This window comes from Bradyrhizobium paxllaeri, from assembly GCF_001693515.2.
Taxonomy (GTDB): Bacteria; Pseudomonadota; Alphaproteobacteria; order Rhizobiales; family Xanthobacteraceae; genus Bradyrhizobium; species Bradyrhizobium paxllaeri.
In genome coordinates this window covers 4712657-4729117 of record NZ_CP042968.1, presented here as the reverse complement: position 1 = coordinate 4729117, position 16461 = coordinate 4712657, and the positions used below count along the sequence as shown (strand labels likewise).

General features: G+C 62.6%; 15 protein-coding genes and 1 pseudogene. 9 read left to right on the top strand and 7 right to left on the bottom strand.

The features are described 5' to 3' along the window. Positions 1-6: 6 nt before the first annotated feature. The 3 genes from LMTR21_RS22575 to LMTR21_RS22565 all read left to right on the top strand — a co-directional run bounded on the left by LMTR21_RS22575 (position 7) and on the right by LMTR21_RS22565 (position 2537). Positions 7-1137 (top strand): iron-containing alcohol dehydrogenase, encoded by a 1131-nt coding sequence (locus tag LMTR21_RS22575; protein WP_065750630.1) that lies wholly within the window; start codon positions 7-9, stop codon positions 1135-1137. 55 nt (positions 1138-1192) lie between these two features. Next, positions 1193-2161 (top strand): Bug family tripartite tricarboxylate transporter substrate binding protein, encoded by a 969-nt coding sequence (locus tag LMTR21_RS22570; protein WP_065750631.1) that lies wholly within the window; start codon positions 1193-1195, stop codon positions 2159-2161. 139 nt (positions 2162-2300) lie between these two features. Further along, a complete protein-coding gene (locus LMTR21_RS22565; protein WP_065750632.1) occupies positions 2301-2537 on the top strand; it encodes a hypothetical protein in 237 nt (78 codons plus the stop codon). A gap of 6 nt (positions 2538-2543) precedes the next feature. Here LMTR21_RS22565 and LMTR21_RS22560 read toward each other — a convergent pair whose 3' ends face one another. After that, positions 2544-4691, bottom strand: coding sequence for a carboxypeptidase-like regulatory domain-containing protein (locus tag LMTR21_RS22560; protein ID WP_065750633.1), 2148 nt, complete (start codon positions 4689-4691; stop codon positions 2544-2546). 202 nt (positions 4692-4893) lie between these two features. Between LMTR21_RS22560 and LMTR21_RS22555 the strand changes: the two genes are divergently transcribed. After that, complete coding sequence (locus LMTR21_RS22555; RefSeq protein WP_065750634.1) at positions 4894-5196, top strand: antibiotic biosynthesis monooxygenase family protein; 303 nt, start codon at positions 4894-4896, stop codon at positions 5194-5196. A gap of 5 nt (positions 5197-5201) precedes the next feature. Here the strand turns inward: LMTR21_RS22555 and LMTR21_RS22550 are convergent, their stop codons facing one another. Beyond that, positions 5202-6329, bottom strand: a complete 1128-nt coding sequence (locus LMTR21_RS22550) for an AI-2E family transporter (protein ID WP_065750635.1) — start codon at positions 6327-6329, stop codon at positions 5202-5204. 146 nt (positions 6330-6475) lie between these two features. Here LMTR21_RS22550 and LMTR21_RS22545 point away from each other — a divergent pair, with 146 nt between their 5' ends. The 4 genes from LMTR21_RS22545 (at position 6476) to LMTR21_RS22530 (ending at position 12076) form a co-directional block, all read left to right on the top strand. Then, positions 6476-7171, top strand: coding sequence for a hypothetical protein (locus LMTR21_RS22545; RefSeq protein ID WP_065750636.1), 696 nt, complete (start codon positions 6476-6478; stop codon positions 7169-7171). Between the two features lie 123 nt (positions 7172-7294). Beyond that, on the top strand, positions 7295-8062 hold the full coding sequence (locus LMTR21_RS22540) for a gamma-glutamyl-gamma-aminobutyrate hydrolase family protein (RefSeq protein ID WP_065750727.1): 768 nt from the start codon (positions 7295-7297) through the stop codon (positions 8060-8062). A gap of 111 nt (positions 8063-8173) precedes the next feature. Then, positions 8174-10069, top strand: coding sequence for a hybrid sensor histidine kinase/response regulator (locus tag LMTR21_RS22535; RefSeq protein WP_065750637.1), 1896 nt, complete (start codon positions 8174-8176; stop codon positions 10067-10069). A gap of 1077 nt (positions 10070-11146) precedes the next feature. Continuing rightward, positions 11147-12076 (top strand): TAXI family TRAP transporter solute-binding subunit, encoded by a 930-nt coding sequence (locus LMTR21_RS22530; RefSeq protein ID WP_065750638.1) that lies wholly within the window; start codon positions 11147-11149, stop codon positions 12074-12076. Between the two features lie 286 nt (positions 12077-12362). Here the strand turns inward: LMTR21_RS22530 and LMTR21_RS22525 are convergent, their stop codons facing one another. Beyond that, positions 12363-12641, bottom strand: a complete 279-nt coding sequence (locus LMTR21_RS22525; RefSeq protein WP_065750639.1) for a hypothetical protein — start codon at positions 12639-12641, stop codon at positions 12363-12365. A 255-nt stretch (positions 12642-12896) separates the two neighbouring features. Here LMTR21_RS22525 and LMTR21_RS41590 point away from each other — a divergent pair. Beyond that, positions 12897-13208 (top strand): annotated as a pseudogene (locus LMTR21_RS41590) (transposase family protein); the annotation flags it as partial. 359 nt (positions 13209-13567) lie between these two features. Here the strand turns inward: LMTR21_RS41590 and LMTR21_RS22515 are convergent. The 4 genes from LMTR21_RS22515 to LMTR21_RS22500 all read right to left on the bottom strand — a co-directional run bounded on the left by LMTR21_RS22515 (position 13568) and on the right by LMTR21_RS22500 (position 16275). Further along, entirely contained in the window at positions 13568-13819 is a 252-nt protein-coding gene (locus tag LMTR21_RS22515; RefSeq protein WP_246173978.1) for a hypothetical protein, read from the bottom strand. A gap of 102 nt (positions 13820-13921) precedes the next feature. Then, positions 13922-14164, bottom strand: a complete 243-nt coding sequence (locus tag LMTR21_RS22510) for a hypothetical protein (RefSeq protein WP_065750728.1) — start codon at positions 14162-14164, stop codon at positions 13922-13924. Between the two features lie 53 nt (positions 14165-14217). Beyond that, a complete protein-coding gene (locus LMTR21_RS22505; protein ID WP_065750641.1) occupies positions 14218-15534 on the bottom strand; it encodes a hypothetical protein in 1317 nt (438 codons plus the stop codon). A 300-nt stretch (positions 15535-15834) separates the two neighbouring features. Then, a complete protein-coding gene (locus LMTR21_RS22500) occupies positions 15835-16275 on the bottom strand; it encodes a DUF992 domain-containing protein (RefSeq protein ID WP_246173975.1) in 441 nt (146 codons plus the stop codon). Positions 16276-16461: the final 186 nt, after the last annotated feature.

The following is a 16461-nucleotide window of genomic DNA, read 5'->3' as shown; positions in this document are numbered from 1 at the left end:
CGCCCAATGACCAATTCCTTCACGCCGATCGAGATCCTTCGTCCCACCACCGTCGAGTTCGGATGTGGGACCATCGCCGCTGCGGCGCGCTTTGCGGAGCGGATCGGCGCGCGACGGCCATTGGTGATCTCGGATTCCTTCAACGCGCGTCGCGTCGATCAACTGGCGCTGCCCGGCGCGGTCAAGGTGTTCGGCGATGTGAAGCCCGAGCCGGATCTGCCCAATCTCGAAAAGGCGGTCGCGATGGCGCGCGAGGCCGCGCCCGATCTCGTCGTCGGTTTCGGCGGCGGCAGCGCGATGGATCTCGCCAAGCTGGTGGCCGTGCTCTGCACCGGTGAAGCGGCTTTTGCCGACATCGTGGGTGCCGAGAAGGTTGCTGGCCGTAGCGTCGCGCTGATGCAGATTCCGACCACCTCCGGGACGGGCAGCGAAGCCGGCACCCGCGCGCTCGTCACCGATCCGGCCAGCCGCAACAAGCTCGCCGTGCAGAGCCGCTTCATGCTCGCCGATATCGCCATCGTCGATCCCGACCTGACGATGACCGTGCCGCGGGATGTCACGGCGGCAACCGGTGTCGACGCGCTGGCACATTGCGTCGAGGCCTACACCAGCCGCAAGGCACATCCCGCGATCGACCTCTACGCGATCGATGGTGCGCGGCTGGTCGGACGCTACCTGCGGCGCGCCGTTGCCGACGGCAGCGATCGCGAGGCCCGTGCGGGCCTGGCGCTGGCCTCGCTCTATGGCGGCTATTGCCTCGGCCCGGTGAACACGACAGCCGGCCACGCGGTGGCCTATCCGCTCGGCACGCGGCACCATGTGGCGCATGGCCTCGCCTGCGCGGTGATCTTTCCGCATACGCTGGCGTTCAACATGCCGGAGATATCGGTAAAGACCGTCGCGGTGCTGCATGCGCTCGGCCTGCCGGAACGCAACGTTCCCGCGGCTGCGTTCGACGCCACCTATCAATTCTGCGCCGATCTCGGCATCGAGATGCGCCTGTCCGCGCTCGGCGTTCCCAAGGACGATCTCGGCACCATGGCGGACGAGGCCCATGCCATTCGCCGCCTGCTCGACAACAACCCGCGCGATCTCTCCCGCGACGAAATTTTGAAGATGTACGAGACGGCGTTTTAGCCAACTCGCTACGGGCGCGGCGGCAGTAAACCAATAACAAGCAGAGGAAACTTCGATGAGATCTATGTGGCTTATTCTTGCGTCGGCAATGCTGCTGGCGGCTCCTGCGAAGGCGGAGGACGCGTATCCTTCCAGGCAGGTGAGCGTGATCGTTCCCTTCGCCGCCGGCGGCACCGCCGATATCTTCGCGCGCATGGTCGCCAATCATCTTCAGGCCAAGCTCGGCAAGCCGTTCGTGGTCGAGAATGTCGGCGGCGCCGGCAGCATCGTCGGTGTCACGCGGCTGGCGCGTTCGGCGCCTGATGGCCTGACCCTGGGCCTCGCCAGCACATCCGCGCTTGCGATCAATCCGTCGCTGTACGGTCCGAAGCTCAGCTACCAGCCCGACAAGGATTTGCAGCCGATCGTCCAGATCAGCATGGTTCCCAACGTTCTGGTCGTGAACCCCGACAAGATCAAGGCGCGGACGCTGCCGGACCTGATCGCCTACCTGAAGGCCAATCCAGAAAAGGTCTCGTTCGGTTCGGCCGGCGTCGGCACCTCGCAGCATCTGGCGGCCGAATTGTTCCAGCAGATGACGGGGACCAAGATGGTGCATGTGCCCTACAAGGGCTCGAGCACGATGCTGACGGATCTCATCAGCGGACAGATCGATCTTGCCTTCGACAACGTGCCGCTGCTTCTGCCGCAGGCCAAGGACGGCAAGCTCGCGCTGATCGCGGCCGCGACGCCCAAGCGCGCGTCGTTCGATCCGAACCTTCCCACCGTCGCCGAGTTCCTGCCCGGCTTCGAGGCGGTCGCCTGGCACGGCTTCTTCGTCCCGGCTGCGACGCCGAAGCCGATCGTCGAAAAACTGTCGGCGGAGATCCGGGCCTTCATGCAGCAGCCGGAGACGAAGCAGAAGATGGCCGAACTCGGCGCCGATGCCATGGCGCTCGATGCCCAGCCGTTCGCGGCCTACATCGCGTCCGAGACGACGCGGTGGAAGAAGGTCATCGAGGCTGCCAACATCAAGCTGGAGTAGGGCGCAATCAGCGCTTTCGCAAACATCGCGTACGAACAACACGATGCGTCCGGAGACTAATTCAAAACTTTTGAATTGATCTCCGGATGGAGACGGTGCGGTAACCTCCCGTTTACCATTCCGTCCATATCATTTGCTTATGGATTCACACCGCCGACCAAACCCACAGGCTGCCCTGATGTCGCTCGAAGCGGCGGCGGCCTCCGCCCGCGGCGGTTTCGGCTGCATGTTCTCGACCTCGGAAGAATACGAGATGGCGCTCATCACCGAGCGCCGTGCGCAGGGGCGCTATGATCAGCGCAGAATGCGCTGGCCTGCCATTCTGTTCATCGGCTGCGCGCTGATGGTGGCCGGCGCGGCCCTGCTGTTCAGCTAGAATCCTTTACTTTGCCAATGGATCGGGCCGCACCTGAATGTGCACCGCCCGCGGCTTTGAGCCTTTGCCTCCCTCCATCAGCCACGGCGTCCGATCGCCGCTCGAACTCCAGAGGCCGCGCCCCTTCCAGCCGGCGTTCGGATCGTCGATACGTCCGTCGAGGCCCTTGGCGAAGAAGCCGAGCGGGTAGGGAATGCGCAGCATCACCATCTGCCCGTCCTTGAAGGCGACGAAGCCGTCGTTGAGGTTGGCGGTGGAAATCGGGATGTTTTCGCCAAGGCCGACCGTGTTGTGGTGATCGACCCAGGTGTAGTAGCTCGCCTCGGCGCTGGAGTTTTCGAAACCCTCGAAGCCCGGGCCCGGATATTTGAAGTAGGCGAAACCCTCCGGGCAGTGGTTGCCGGTGGCCTCCGGCCCGTTCAGCGGCGCCTTGCATTTGCTGCGATCGAAGCGGATCAGGCTGCCGTTCGAGCCCGAGCCCCACAGCACGCCGTTCTTGTCGATGTCGCCGCCGCGAACGCCGATGCCTTCCTTCGGGATGGCGTAGAATTCGGACAGCTTGGTCTTGGGATCGAAGCGCATGAAACCGGGCTGGCCGACGAAGACGTTGACGGTGTACCAGACCGAGCCGTCGGTCGGATGCGGCATCACCGCGTAGGGGCCGGAGCCTGCGACCCGCATGTCCTTGCCGGCCTCCGCCGGCTTGCCCGGCTCGGTGTATTCGTCGACCTTGCCGTTGCCGTTGGTATCGAGCACGAATGGCGCCCAGCCCTGTGCTTTGATGGCATCGCCGGTCTCGTCCCATAGCTTGGTATTGACCCAGCCGGCAACGGGGCCGGTGCCCGATACCCAAAGCGTATCGTCCGCATCATAGCCGAACTGCGGGTGATGGGTGCCGAAGCAGGTATCGACGAAGGCGTACTTCTGGGTCTTGGGATCGAACACCGTCACTTGCCGTCCCGAACGTTCGAGCGGAAAGGCCTTCGCCGACGGATGGTCGGATCCCTTGCGGCAGTACGCCGGATTTTCAATGCCGCGTACGGCCGCCGCGAGCCACACGCGGCCCTTCTTGTCGAACATGCTGTTGTGATTGTTGGTCCGCTGGCTCCAGATCTTCTCGTCACCCCAATAGGCCGAAGGACTGACCGGATTGAGCAGGGCGGTGCCATGGAGCGGCGGGCCGAACGATTCCGGCGCGTTGGGATCGGCAACCGGCATCTTTGAGAACGTCACCTTGTGCGTTTTCGGATCGAGGATCGGCATGTCGTCGGACGAATATTCATTCGCGCCGAACAGCGGGCCGTAAGCGTTGACGGTCGGATAGCGCCGGTCCGAGGAAATCAGGTCGTGGACGAAGTGTTTTTCGGTCGCCCATTCCCAGGATGTGACGACGACGTTGCGCTCGAAGCCGGCCGGCCGCGGCGGCTTGGATTTCGGCAGTTCGCCCTTGGCGACCCGATCGGTCCAGTCACCGAAATATTTAAACGGCACGCCGCCCATTTGGCCCGCAAGCCGGTTCACCATCCATTCGCCGGTCTGCCCTGAGGAGACGCGCCGCATCCAGGCTTCCTCGCCCGATTTGAACTCGCCGAACGCGCCCGGGATCGTGCGCGTGGATTCCTGGCCGAGTTGATGGCAGCCGATGCAGTCGACATTGTTCATGCGCTGGCGCCAGATGTCCTGCGTGATCTCCTTCGGGATTTCGGTGGAGCCGCCGAAATCCTTGGCCGGTGGGATCTTCATCATCGTGTACCAGTAGATCGCCGAATAGTAGTGCGCCGCAGCCGCCTCGTTCGGCGCCGGGACCGCCGTGAGATTGAGCTGCTGGCCGGGCTTGGCACGCAGCTTCGGCGAATCCACCAGCCCATAGCCGCGGACCCAGATCGTGTAGTTCACGTTCAGTGGCAGGTCGGGGATCACGTAGCGTCCCTGATCGTCGGTGACGACGGTCCTGGCGAACTTCGTCGGCAACTCGTTGGTCTCGGCGATGACCCAGACGCCGGCCTCTGGCCCGTTGGGTCCGGCCACCACGCCGCCGATATCGTCATTGTCGATCGCGACCGCCGGCTGCTGTGCGCGCGATGGTGCCGCCATGAAGCCGAGCACGCCTGCTGATGCCAAGGTGAATGCAAATAGGGTCCGACCGAGATTCATCGTTTCTCTCCCCGTGACCACGAGCTTGCCGCTCCTTGTTTGGCGATAGCGTACATCAAACGAGGGTTGCGGCGGGAGCATGTCACGCGCGCGATTTCCTCACGCTTGCGGTATCGTGCATCGCAGCAACGCCGATGCATCCGCCTTTTGCTTTTGGGGTAGCTGGGTTAGATACGGCCATTCCCATGAGAAGGCGTAACCGATGATCACTGAAATCGCACAAATCGACGTCAAGCCGGGCACCGAGAAGGATTTTGAAGCGGCCGTCGCCAAGGCGCGCCCGCTGTTCCTGCGCGCCAAGGGCGGCAAGGGGTTCGAGCTGCACAAATCGATCGAGAAGCCGCAGCGCTACCGGCTGGTGGCGAAGTGGGAGACGTTGGAAAACCACACGGTGGATTTCCGCGGCTCGGAGGATTTCACCGCCTGGCGCGCGCTGGTCGGGCTGTATTTCGCTTCGCCCCCCGAGGTCGAGCATACCGAGACGGTGCTGACCACGGCGGGCTGAGACCGTCACGCCGCCATCACTTGCGTTGGCGCGGCTTCCGCCTTGAAGTGGTCGATCATCACCTTGGCAATCGCCATCAGGGGCAGCGCGAGCGCCAGCCCCCAGATGCCGAAGACGACGCCGAGCAGGATCTGGAATGCGAACAGCGTGGCGGGTGGAATATCCAGCGCCTGGCGCTGGATGATCGGCGTCAGCACGTAGCTTTCCAGCGCATGCACGCCGAGGAACAGGATGAAGGCGGAGAGGGCGGCGACCCATCCCGAGGCGAGGCTCGCCAGCACCACGATCAGCCCGCCGAGGATGGCGCCGACCGTCGGAATGAAGGCAAGCAGGCCTGCCTGGATGCCCAGGATGAACGAACTCTGGATGCCGATGATCGATAGCCCGATCCAGGTCACCAGAAATACCGCGACCATGGTGATGATCTGCGCGATCAGCCAGCGCTCCAGCGTCTCGCCGATCCGGTCGACGATTGCCACCGCGCGTGTGCGATGCTTTGCGGGCGCCATGAACAACAGCCCGTCGCGGTAGACGCCGGGCTGGGTCGCGAATGCGATCCCCAGAAACAGCACGATGAAGAAGTTTCCGACGGCGCTGGCCGTGCCCAGAACCAGTTTCAGGCTCTGGCTGAAGATCGCGCCGCCGCTGGCTGCAATCGTGCCGGCGCTCGGAAGCGCGTGCGGCGTCGGCGGTGCGGCGGGTGCCGGCGAGCCGTCGTCCGACGTCGATGACAGCGTGCCGAAATCGAAGAAGCTGGTGTCGATACCGTTTTGGTCGAGAAAGCCCTTGACGCTGACGAGCTGCGACTTGAGCGTCTTGCTCAGCGCCGTCGTCTGCTGGGCGATCGTGGTGCCGCCGAGAAAGAGGATGCCGGACAGCATGCCCGCGACCACCAGGCAGACCGTCGTCAGTCGCAGCGCATGCGGCAGCCGCACCACGCGCCCGAGCAAATTGCTCATGGCGTTGAGCGCGACGCCGAGCAGCATGCCGGAAAAGATCAAAAACAGCGTTGCGGCGAAGTGCCAGGTGAACGCAAGCAGCGCGGCGAACAGCACGACGCCGATGCCCCCGACCGAGATCGCCCACGCCATGTCGCTGCGGGCCTGAAGGCGATTGTCAGCCGGACCTGTCACGTTGATTCCTTCTCGCGAGACATTGACCGGCCAGTCTTTCGACAAAACGCGGCCGGGATCAAGCGCCGGCGCACGCGCCGGTTTGACGCTGGCGCGTCAGGTATGCCAAGCGGTGCGCGAACTAATATGACGCCGGCGAGGACGAGATGAGTTTCAAATGGTTCGGTCCGCTGGCGCTGCTGGCGGCGCTGGTGATCGGCGACCAGATCAGGATCAACCGTCCCGCCCACAAATATCGCCTGACGGTCGAGGTCGAGACCCCGGAGGGGCGCAAATCGGCATCCGGCGTCGTCGCCGTCCATCCCGACCGCAGCTACACCCGCCGGGGCCAGACCCGCACCCTCGGCGACGCCGTTTTCGTCGATCTCGGGCAGGGCAAGAACCTCGTCGCGCTGCTCGCCCATGTCGACAACAAGCTCGTGCTCGATGACATTAACTATGTGGCCTTGCGTGCCTATGGCGCGGCCGCCGGCAAGCGCGTGCCGTTCAGCGAGATGAGCCGGCAGACCGGAATCGTGCCGGTGAAGGGCGAGCTGATTCCGGTGCTCGTCAGCTTTGCCGACCCGGCCACACCCGGCAGCGCGCGGCAGGTAGCCCCCGATGATGCCGAAGCGGTGCTCGGCAAGGGCTATCGCCTGCAGGAGATATCGACTGAGGTGGTGCCGAACGGATACTGGCCGCTCGATTTCGGTGGCGCGCTGGGCGAGCCGGTCACGCGCGGAATCCGGGCCAAATTGCCCTGGCTGGATGATGCCGGCAATCCGGCAGCCTCGGCGCTCCGGGCCGCCGGTCTGCCCGGGGTCGACGGGATCGAAGCCCGGGAGGCCTTCACGCGAAAATAGCAAGGCAGCTCCGCTGCCGCCCTGCGGATATTGATCCGCAGCCGTGCCGCAGGCATTATCTTCTCCAATCATGACCCAACCCAGAAGATCCTTGCACAGGACGATGACAGCGGAAAACTTGCGATGAGACGGCCCGTGGTCGGTGTGATCGGGAACGCCTATCGCGTCGAAAATCGTTTCCAGACCCAGATGGTCGGAGAACGCAATTTGCGCGCGGTCACCGACGTCGCAGGCGCATTGCCGCTGATGTTTGCGGGCTCGCCCGAGATTACCGATATCGGCGCGCTGCTCGACGTCGTCGACGGGGTGATTCTGACCGGCGCCCGCGCCAATGTGCATCCCACCCGCTTCAAGACCGAGCCGCATGAGAAGCACGAGCCCTACGACATCCACCGCGACGACGTCGCGCTGGCGCTGACGGAGGCCTGTGTCGCCCGCGGCGTGCCGATCTTCGGCATCTGCCGCGGCCTGCAGGAGATGAACGTCGCCTTCGGCGGCTCGCTGCATCCGGAAATCCGCGAGATCCCCGGCCGCATGAACCACCGCATGCCGCGGCTGGAGAATGGCGAGATCCATCCCGACCCGACGGTCGTGTTCGCCGACCGCCACGACGTCCACCTCACGCCCGGCGGCACCTTTGCAAGCCTGCTCGGCTGCGAAACCATCCGGGTCAATTCGTTGCACGGGCAGGGTATCCTCGAACCCGGCGAGCGCGTCGTCATCGAAGGCATTGCCGAGGACGGCACCATCGAAGCTATCAGGATCGCGGACGCCTCGAGCTTTGCGCTCGGCGTCCAGTGGCACGCCGAATACGACCCGCAGCGCAACCCGATCAATCGCACCTTGTTCGAAGCGTTCGGGGCGGCGCTCAAGGCGCACCGCGCGAATTGAACCGGGGACGCCGCCGCCGGTCCGATCCGTAATTTTACGGGGCGGAAAAGATGGGATCGGGTCCGGGAAGTCGGCTAAATTTTCGATCATCCACAGATTGGTAAGGCTGCCATGACGCAACCTGGACGTCTCGCGCTGGCGATGATTTTGCTGGTCGTCGTGACGTCCTGCGTCGTGGGCGCCGTGAGCTATTACTTGGCGACACGTGCCCCGCCGGTCAGCGCGCTGGTGACAATCGTCGGCGCCGCGCTGGCGGGCGCTGCAACGGCCGGTGTGCTTGCGGTTGTGGCCGGATTTGCCGGTTTTCGGCTCAAACGGCTCGACGCCGCTGCGAGCGCGGATATTCGCAGTGGTCCGGAGCAGGGACGTTCGCACCGGATAACGATCGACAGCGAAATGGCGCAAGCCATCATCGAAGGCGCGCTCGATGCCTTTGTCCAGACCGATGAACGCTGCGTCGTCCTCAACTGGTCCCCACACGCCGAGGCCTTGATGGGGTGGACGCGCGCCGAGGCCGTCGGCAGGAGCGTGGAAGAACTTCTGTTTCCGGAACCGCTGCGCGTATTGTACCGGCAATGGCTCGATCGGTTCCTGAGCGAGGCCGAAGGCAGCGGGGTCGGCGGACGATACGAAACGCCGCTGCTGCAAAAGGACGGCCGCGAATTCTTCGCCGAGGTTTCGTTTACCGCGCTGCGCCGCGGCGAGGGGCATATCATCAACGCCTTCGTCAGGGACATCACCGCCAAGCGCGCCGCGGAGGAGCAATTGTTCCAGGCACAGAAAATGGAATCGGTCGGGCAAATGACCGGCGGCATCGCCCACGACTTCAACAACATGCTGACCGTGATCACAGGCACGATCGAAATCCTGGCCGACGGCGTCAAGCACGATCCCGCGCTCGCTTCGATCGTTCGGATGATCGACGATGCCGCCGGTCGCGCCTCGCAGCTCACGGCCAACCTGCTGGCCTTTGCCCGCAAACAGCCCCTGCGGCCGCGCGAGACCGACGTCAACGGCCTGGTCGAGGACGTGGTGCAATTGCTGTCGTCGACGCTCGGACGACAGATCGAGATCGAGACCGCGCTGAGTGATCGGGCCTGGCCGGCGCTGGTCGATCGCGGCCAACTCTCTTCCGCGCTGGTCAATCTCGCGATCAATGCCCGCGACGCCATGCCCGAGGGCGGCAGGCTTTTGTTCAGGACCGCGAATTTCACGCGCGAGGATGGTGACGCTGAACTGGCCGGGCTCGGCCCCGGCGACTACGTCACTATCGAGGTCATCGACAGCGGCGCCGGCATTCCGGCTGGGATACGCGACCGGGTTTTCGAGCCGTTCTTTTCGACCAAGCAGTTCGGCACCGGCACGGGCCTTGGGCTGAGCATGGTGTTCGGATTTGCAAAACAGTCCGGCGGCGGCGTCGTGGTCGACGGCGAGGAGGGGAAGGGCGCCTGCTTCCGCATCTATCTGCCGAAGGCTAACGCCGAGCCCTTGGAAATGCCGCAAGCCGGCGCCGCGCCGCCGGCGTCGGATGGAGAGCTGCGCGGCGGAACGGAAACCATCCTCTGCGTGGAGGATGACGATGTCGTCCGTGCGCATGTCATCGGTCGGCTCGAAAGCCTCGGCTACAAGGTCATTGCCGCCGCCAACGCGGCGCAGGCGCTCGACCTGATCAATGCCGGCACGCCGTTCGATCTCCTGTTCACCGATATCGTCATGCCCGGCGCCATGAACGGCCGGCAGCTCGCGCAAAAGGCCGCCGAACTGCGCACGCCGCTGCGGGTGCTCTACACCTCCGGTAACACCTTCGGTGCGTTCGACGTCGACAGGCGGCCCGGCGAGGGCGTGCTGCTGCTCGCAAAGCCCTACCGCAAGGCCGAACTGGCGCGCATGGTGCGCCTCTGCCTCGACCGCGCGGTAGACCATCAGGGCGATCCAATCCCGCTGCCTTATTCGGTGCAGGACGGCGTGGAGCGGTTTCTGAGGGAGAATCCACCGGAGCGGGATTAGGAGGTTGCGGTCGGCCTCTCCGTCATTGCGAGCGCAGCGAAGCAATCCACCTTTCGGCGCATGAGGTGGCAATGGATTGCTTCGCTCCGCTCGCAATGACGTGAATACAGTTTCGCATTCTCGCGGCGCTGACGCCCGAGGTTTGCATCGTCGTTTGCCCTCATCGAGATCAGAGGGCGCAGGGAAGACCGGGTGCTTGCTGCACCCGAGGTCTCGTGTGCCGTTGCGCATAGCAAGAGACGCACACGAGCATACAGGTACAGCGGGAGCATCCCGGCCTTCCCTGCGCAATGGGTTTACGGCTTACTTCGTGCTCTTCCCGGAGAACGGCTCTTTTGCCTCCGTCGCCGCGCGGAAAACTTCCGCATGACTTAACGCCAGCACCGCGGCGTCCGAACCACACGACTTCGCCGTACGCCTCACGTCACGTCCGTCGTCGTGACATCAGCGTCCATCGCATCTCACCGCACGTTCGTGACGATCGCGAAGCGCCCCTCATCTTGCCGTGAGACGGGCGGAGTCATGCCGCTGGTTTGCCCGAAAAGGGAAGCGGAATATTTTTGATTCCCACGCTTGACATGATTTCTGAAAATCAGAAGTGATTTGCCCTCGTGTTGATTTGTCGCAGCGCTCGCCGCGAATTGCGTTTGCAAGGAAAGCAAATCGACACGCGCTGCTCCCGGCGTGGCTGCACGAAGCTCTCGGTGTGACCAACGGAACACTAGACATCCAGAGGTAGATCTTTCCTGCCTTCACGCCCTAGACTCGCCGTAATTATCTCACCAGATCCGCCACAACTGTCTCTCTGAAATCGCCGTACTCGCGTCACGCAGCCGTCCGTTCACAGGTTCCCTTATCCTGCCGACGTCACCGTCACGTCCTGAAACGCGTGATCGAGTTGATGAATGAAAAAAAACGCATAACAAAAGGCGGGAATATCCCCACGCCGCCCGGGGGGCATTGAGCCAGGCTCGCCGGCCAGGCGAGCAAAGTTCCACATCGGAAACCTGAACGTGCGCATGACGCGCCACCATACTACGCGATTTGTGACATGGTTATAACGCAAGGTTGTAAGTGATGAAGCTTCCCGTTTTGGCCGTTGTGCTTGCTATGTCCCTCTCGTCTGGGCCGCAGATGGGAATTGTCACCGGTGGTGCAACTGGCACCTACATCAAGATTGGCGAGGACATCAAGAAGATCGCCGAACCGAGCCGCATCTCCTTGCAGGTTTTTGAATCGGCCGGCTCTATTCAGAACGTATTCGATGTTCGCAGAAAGCGCGGCGTCCAACTCGGTATCGTGCAGTCGGACGTGCTCGACTATATCCGCGACATTTCCGACGACAATGAACTGAAAGCTATCGCCGCCAAGCTTGCCGCCGTTTATCCGCTTTACAAGGAGGAGGTCCATGTCCTCGGTGATCTCTCCTTGAAAACGCTGCACGACCTGCACGGCAAACGTGTTGCGATAGGTCCTCAACGAAGCGGCACGTACCTGACCGCAAAGACGATTTTCTTCCAGACGGGGATCACGCCCTCGAAAGAGGTATTCCTCGGGGGCAAGGAAGCGCTGGAGGCGCTGCGCAGGGGCGAAATTGACGCGATGTTCTATGTGGCCGGCGCGCCGGCAACGCTGTTTTCGGAGAACACAACGGTCGACGATAAATTCCAGCTCATCGGGTTGGACGACAAGGCCCTCGACAGCTATGTCACGACAGTCATCCCGGCGGGCACGTACAAATGGCAGGAATCCGAGGTGAGAACGGTAGCGGTCAAAGCCGTTCTGATAACGTTCAGCTACGCCGGCGAGCAGTGCCAAAACGTGGCCAAGGTGGCCCAGATTATCCGCGAGAACAAGGGTTGGCTGGATGTGAACGGCCATCCGAAATGGCGCGAAGTGAATCTCGATGAGCGGTTACCGAAGTGGCCGCAATATGAATGCGTGGCGGCAACGCAGGAGCAGCCGCAGCCCAAACCAAAGGGCCCGAATATCAAGATCGTGCGCTAATTGGACGGGGCGGCCCTCGCGCATCTTCAGCCTCTTTTGATGATCGGGCATCCCAGCGCCCAAGCCTCACGACATGCGTTCGCTACCCAGGGCGCGTACTCATAATCCGGCATAGTCAGCGCAACTCGCTGAATGTCGCTTCTTCCCGTTTGCGACTGAAATTTTGCGGCGATCTAACACGACGCATGGTGCCGAAAGCCGACATCGCTGATGCTTTACTCAATCATCTGCGATGCCCAGCGTGGAGGGTATCGTTACCCCCAGCGCCTTCGCGGTCTTGCGGATGTTAGCGCGCAAACTTGTAGTAAGAGAATGCCGCCGAAGTGACCGTAAGCAATGCCGAACCAATCCAGATCGGCCCCAGCATAAAGATGGCTAGCGCGCCCTGCCCACAGGCACCGCATGCAACCCAAAACAATATTGGAAAAAAACATAGCAGGATGACTACGGCAAATCCTGTACTGAGCCAAACTCCTCTCAACCCCCATCGCGCACCAAAGAACCATGGCACGGCGGGAAAGCCGAAAGACAGAATAACCAAGAGGGTTATCAGAATGTCGAACATGATCTCTGCCCGATTGGCATTTTCGATAGCGCTCCCAACCCACCTAAAATGCTGCTGGACATCGGGTCATTTGCTACCGTAGACGGCTTATTGCTCGACGGCGTATTTAGCGACCCGAGTGAATCTCATGCATGGTTCTTGGTCGTTATCACGAGGCAGACGGTTCAAACTCTTACGAAAACCGCGCAGCCGAGCCTTTGTCATCGCTGCCTATCCTGACTCCGGGCGCACAGGTCGAATACCAGCAATTGCCAACGCGACGGGCTGACCCGCAAGATACATGCGGTAGTCGATACCAACGGCCTGCCAATCCGGCTCGCGCTGACGGGCGGTGAGGCGCATGACAACCCGCTCGCGGACAAAATGCTGTCTCGGCTCAAATCAGGATCAATGCTTTGCTTGAACCCGTAGCTCTATCGAGCCTGCAATTTGGTTGAACGGTTCTTCAACAAGATCAAGCACTGTCGCCGAGTCGCAACGCGCTACGACAAGCTGGCGGCGAACTATCTTGCGTTCGTTCAGCTCGCGTCGATTAGGCTATGGCTGCGTGTTGAGTCCGCCTCCTAATCACTTTCTCCTCAATCATTCGCTCATCGCTTGACGCGGCGGTGGGCGGCGCGCGCATTTATCGCGGACGCCGCCGGCGCGCATGTCGCCGAAGTGATTTTCCGAGGGTGCGTCATTGCGGCCTACGATGCGAATTGTCGCACGGGTCAATCCTCCTGATGAGTTAACATCGGGAGGGTGGCTGACCTGACAGGGATCGGCGCTATGGGACACTTTGAAGCGTTCGCAGTAATCGTTGCATTTGTTCTGGTGGCATCGCTCGCGGTCGCGTTTGTACAAGCACGGCGACGATAGCAGCCCATCATTGTATCAACGTCTGAGGCGATGGGTATCGCTTCGCTCCACCCGTCCTACGGCAACTACTTGCGGCGGCGTATCTTTTTTGCCGTGCGGACCTTGCCTAGCCGTTTCGCGTTGGCGGCGACGCGCCTTCGGTATTGACCGATTATTTCCTCGGCCGAAGCGCCGCCGATCAGGCTCCTGGACGCCTTGAGCGCTGTATCGATCTTTTCATTCACCATCAGGCGGGCTTCGCGCCGCGCCGCGCGTTTTCCGCCGAGCATGAGCTTCATCATCCGTAGAGCGATGACGCTGTTCGCCTCGATCGCCAACCGCGTCAGGGAATTCAACATCGGTACGCTTCCGAGGTGATGGGGTTCTCGCGGGATAACGGCTTGCCGGTGGATGGGTTCCGGTGAGTGAGTAGCTGTCCCTCAGACCTTTCCTTTCCAGATCAGCCATCGGTAGACGCCGAATATGTTGATGAGTGTCACCACCACGTTTTGCACCATCAGCGCATATTCCGTGGTTAGATAGCCGACGACGATCCAGATTACCGATGCTCCGCTCAGCACGACGAAGGCCCAGCCGGTCGTGCGCGGCTTCGCGCGGGCGGCCAGGACCAGCCCGGCTCCGATCGTGCCGGCAGTCGCCATCCAGCGCAGGATTTCATCCATCGGGCTCGTGCTCCGCAGAAAACCGACATCGAAAACGCCGCTCTGCAATTTGCCTACACGGGCGCATTCACGGGCAAGCCGGCGGAGCGAAATCGTTCCCCCTCGTGTGCCGACCACCATTGCCCCACGGCTCGCGCGACTTCGTCCCACAGCGGCGTCGGAAGATCGGGCACCGCGATCCTGACCACGTGGCGATTGCGTGCGGTATCGAGGAACCATTCCGCTGCGCCGAAATCGAAGCCGAAGCTCCCCGCATGGCGCAGCGGCAAGCCGGCCTTTCTCAGATCGCCGCATAAATCCGCCGCCATCTGTTTCGTCTGCTGGTCGTCGAGCATTCGCTTGGGCGCCAGCGTGATATAGAGCCCGTGGACGAAATGCAGCTCCGCCGACGAGCCGGCGAGCGCAGACGCGAAATAGCGGGCCGTCCGTCTGCCGTTGCGCAAGATGGCCGCGACGCGCTTGTCAGTCAGAACCCGGTAGGCGTTCGTTCCGACGTAGGGCGGGAAATGTGCGGGCAGTGCTGCGCCGCCGAACAGTCGCACGGCATTGCGCATTTCCCGGGCGAGATCCTCCAGCCGTTGCTGCTTCGACGCGGCGTTGTGCTTTTCGCAGGCGACGAAAACCGCGGAGCCGAGCCGGCCGTACTCCACTCCAAGGGAATCGAGCTTGGTGTGGCTGCGCACGAGCACGACAGGGATTTCCCAACGGCGCGCCCAGCTCAAAACCCGACGAATTCGCCCCGATCCGGTCGAAAAACAGGTCGTGTCAAAAATTACGAGATCGAGGTGCGGCCTCGCGCAACGGAGAGTCGCTTCGAAGGCGGCGGCGGTCATGCAGGAATCGAACAGCAGAATTCGAGGTCGGCCGGCGCGAGAGGCGAGTTCGCTCGGTGTGCCTTTCACCGGGACTATGCGCAATTGCCGGACATGATTTTCGATCAGCTCCAGGGTTTCACCGTAGGATCCGGGCAAGACCAGGATATCCGCCTCGGACGCCAGGCGGGCGAAGGCCAGCAGCAGCGCGGATATCGCTGCCATTCCAGAGGACGTGTAGATGGTCTGCTTCGCCGCTACCGAATTGCCAAATTGGTAAAAAGATGGGCCGCGCACTTCGAGGTCGGCGCGCTGATAGTCGTAGCTGAACTCGAACGGCCCGGCGCGCAGCCGGCCCGGATGTGCCCATGCGGTCTCCGTGAGCGCCCAATCGTGCAGCGCATGCTCGGCCTTCAGCGCTGCGGCAATATGAAATTTTTGCTCAATTGCTTCGGTCACCGAGATTGGATGCCGCAGCGCCAAGGGCGTGCCGAGGAAACCGTTCAGCAACGCCAGTTCCGCGTATTTCCTGTGGAGATATGCCTCGATGGTTTCCATGGCCGGCCTTCGATCGACCTCGCCGCGCGATAACGTATCCGGAGGGGATTGGGTCCTAACCGGCAAATGCCGTTGCCTTGAACTATAGGAGTGCTTCGGTGTTCGGCTGAACTCGGGCGCGCGGCTCACGCCGGCGCGCCACCGACTCCGGCGACTGCAAGTAGCCCGCGATGATGGGTATCGCTTTGCTCCATCCATCCTACGGCGAAACAAAAGGCGCCCCGAATGGGGACGCCTTTTGCATCTTGCGGCAATGATCCCGCCGGCAAGCGGCCGACTAGTTCTGTAGCGATGATGTCATCACTGGGCGGTGCGACGGGCCGGCGCAGCGGCCGGCCGCAGCTCCAGTGTGGATACGCCCGCGGCAACATTCATGCCCGTCTGGCCCTGCACGGCTGCCGGCTGCATGATGATCCTGCGGTCCGGGCCTCCAACCAGAACGTTGGCGCTCGCTCCGGCACCGACTGTGCCGCCGGCGGTCGCACCCGTATGGGTTCCCGCCAATGCCCCCCGGGGCAGCGTGGCCGGCGCAAAAACCGCCCAGGCCATCTGGCCGCCGGTCGTGGCCCCGATATCGAGGCCAAGCGTGCTGACGGCGCCTTGATAGGCTTCGCGCGCCCTGCCTCTCGCAGATGCATAGATGCAATTCAATTGCCGCTGCCCCCCGACAACGAGGCCGACACCGGGCGATATGTTGCAGGTAAGCGTGCCGACCCTCGTCCGGCCGGCGTCCTGAGCCATGGCCGGAGCCGTGGCGAGGGCGAGCGCCAGGGCGGCGCATGTGGTTGCCAAGCTATTCAACGTTGTTCTAGTCAGGGTTGCTTTGCGCATGAGCGTTCCTCCATCGACGCATTCAGATGGACCCCCTCAACGCGCAGCGACGTTGCGATGTTCCGGTTCCGGGTCCCGTTCCGGGGCCTTAACGGC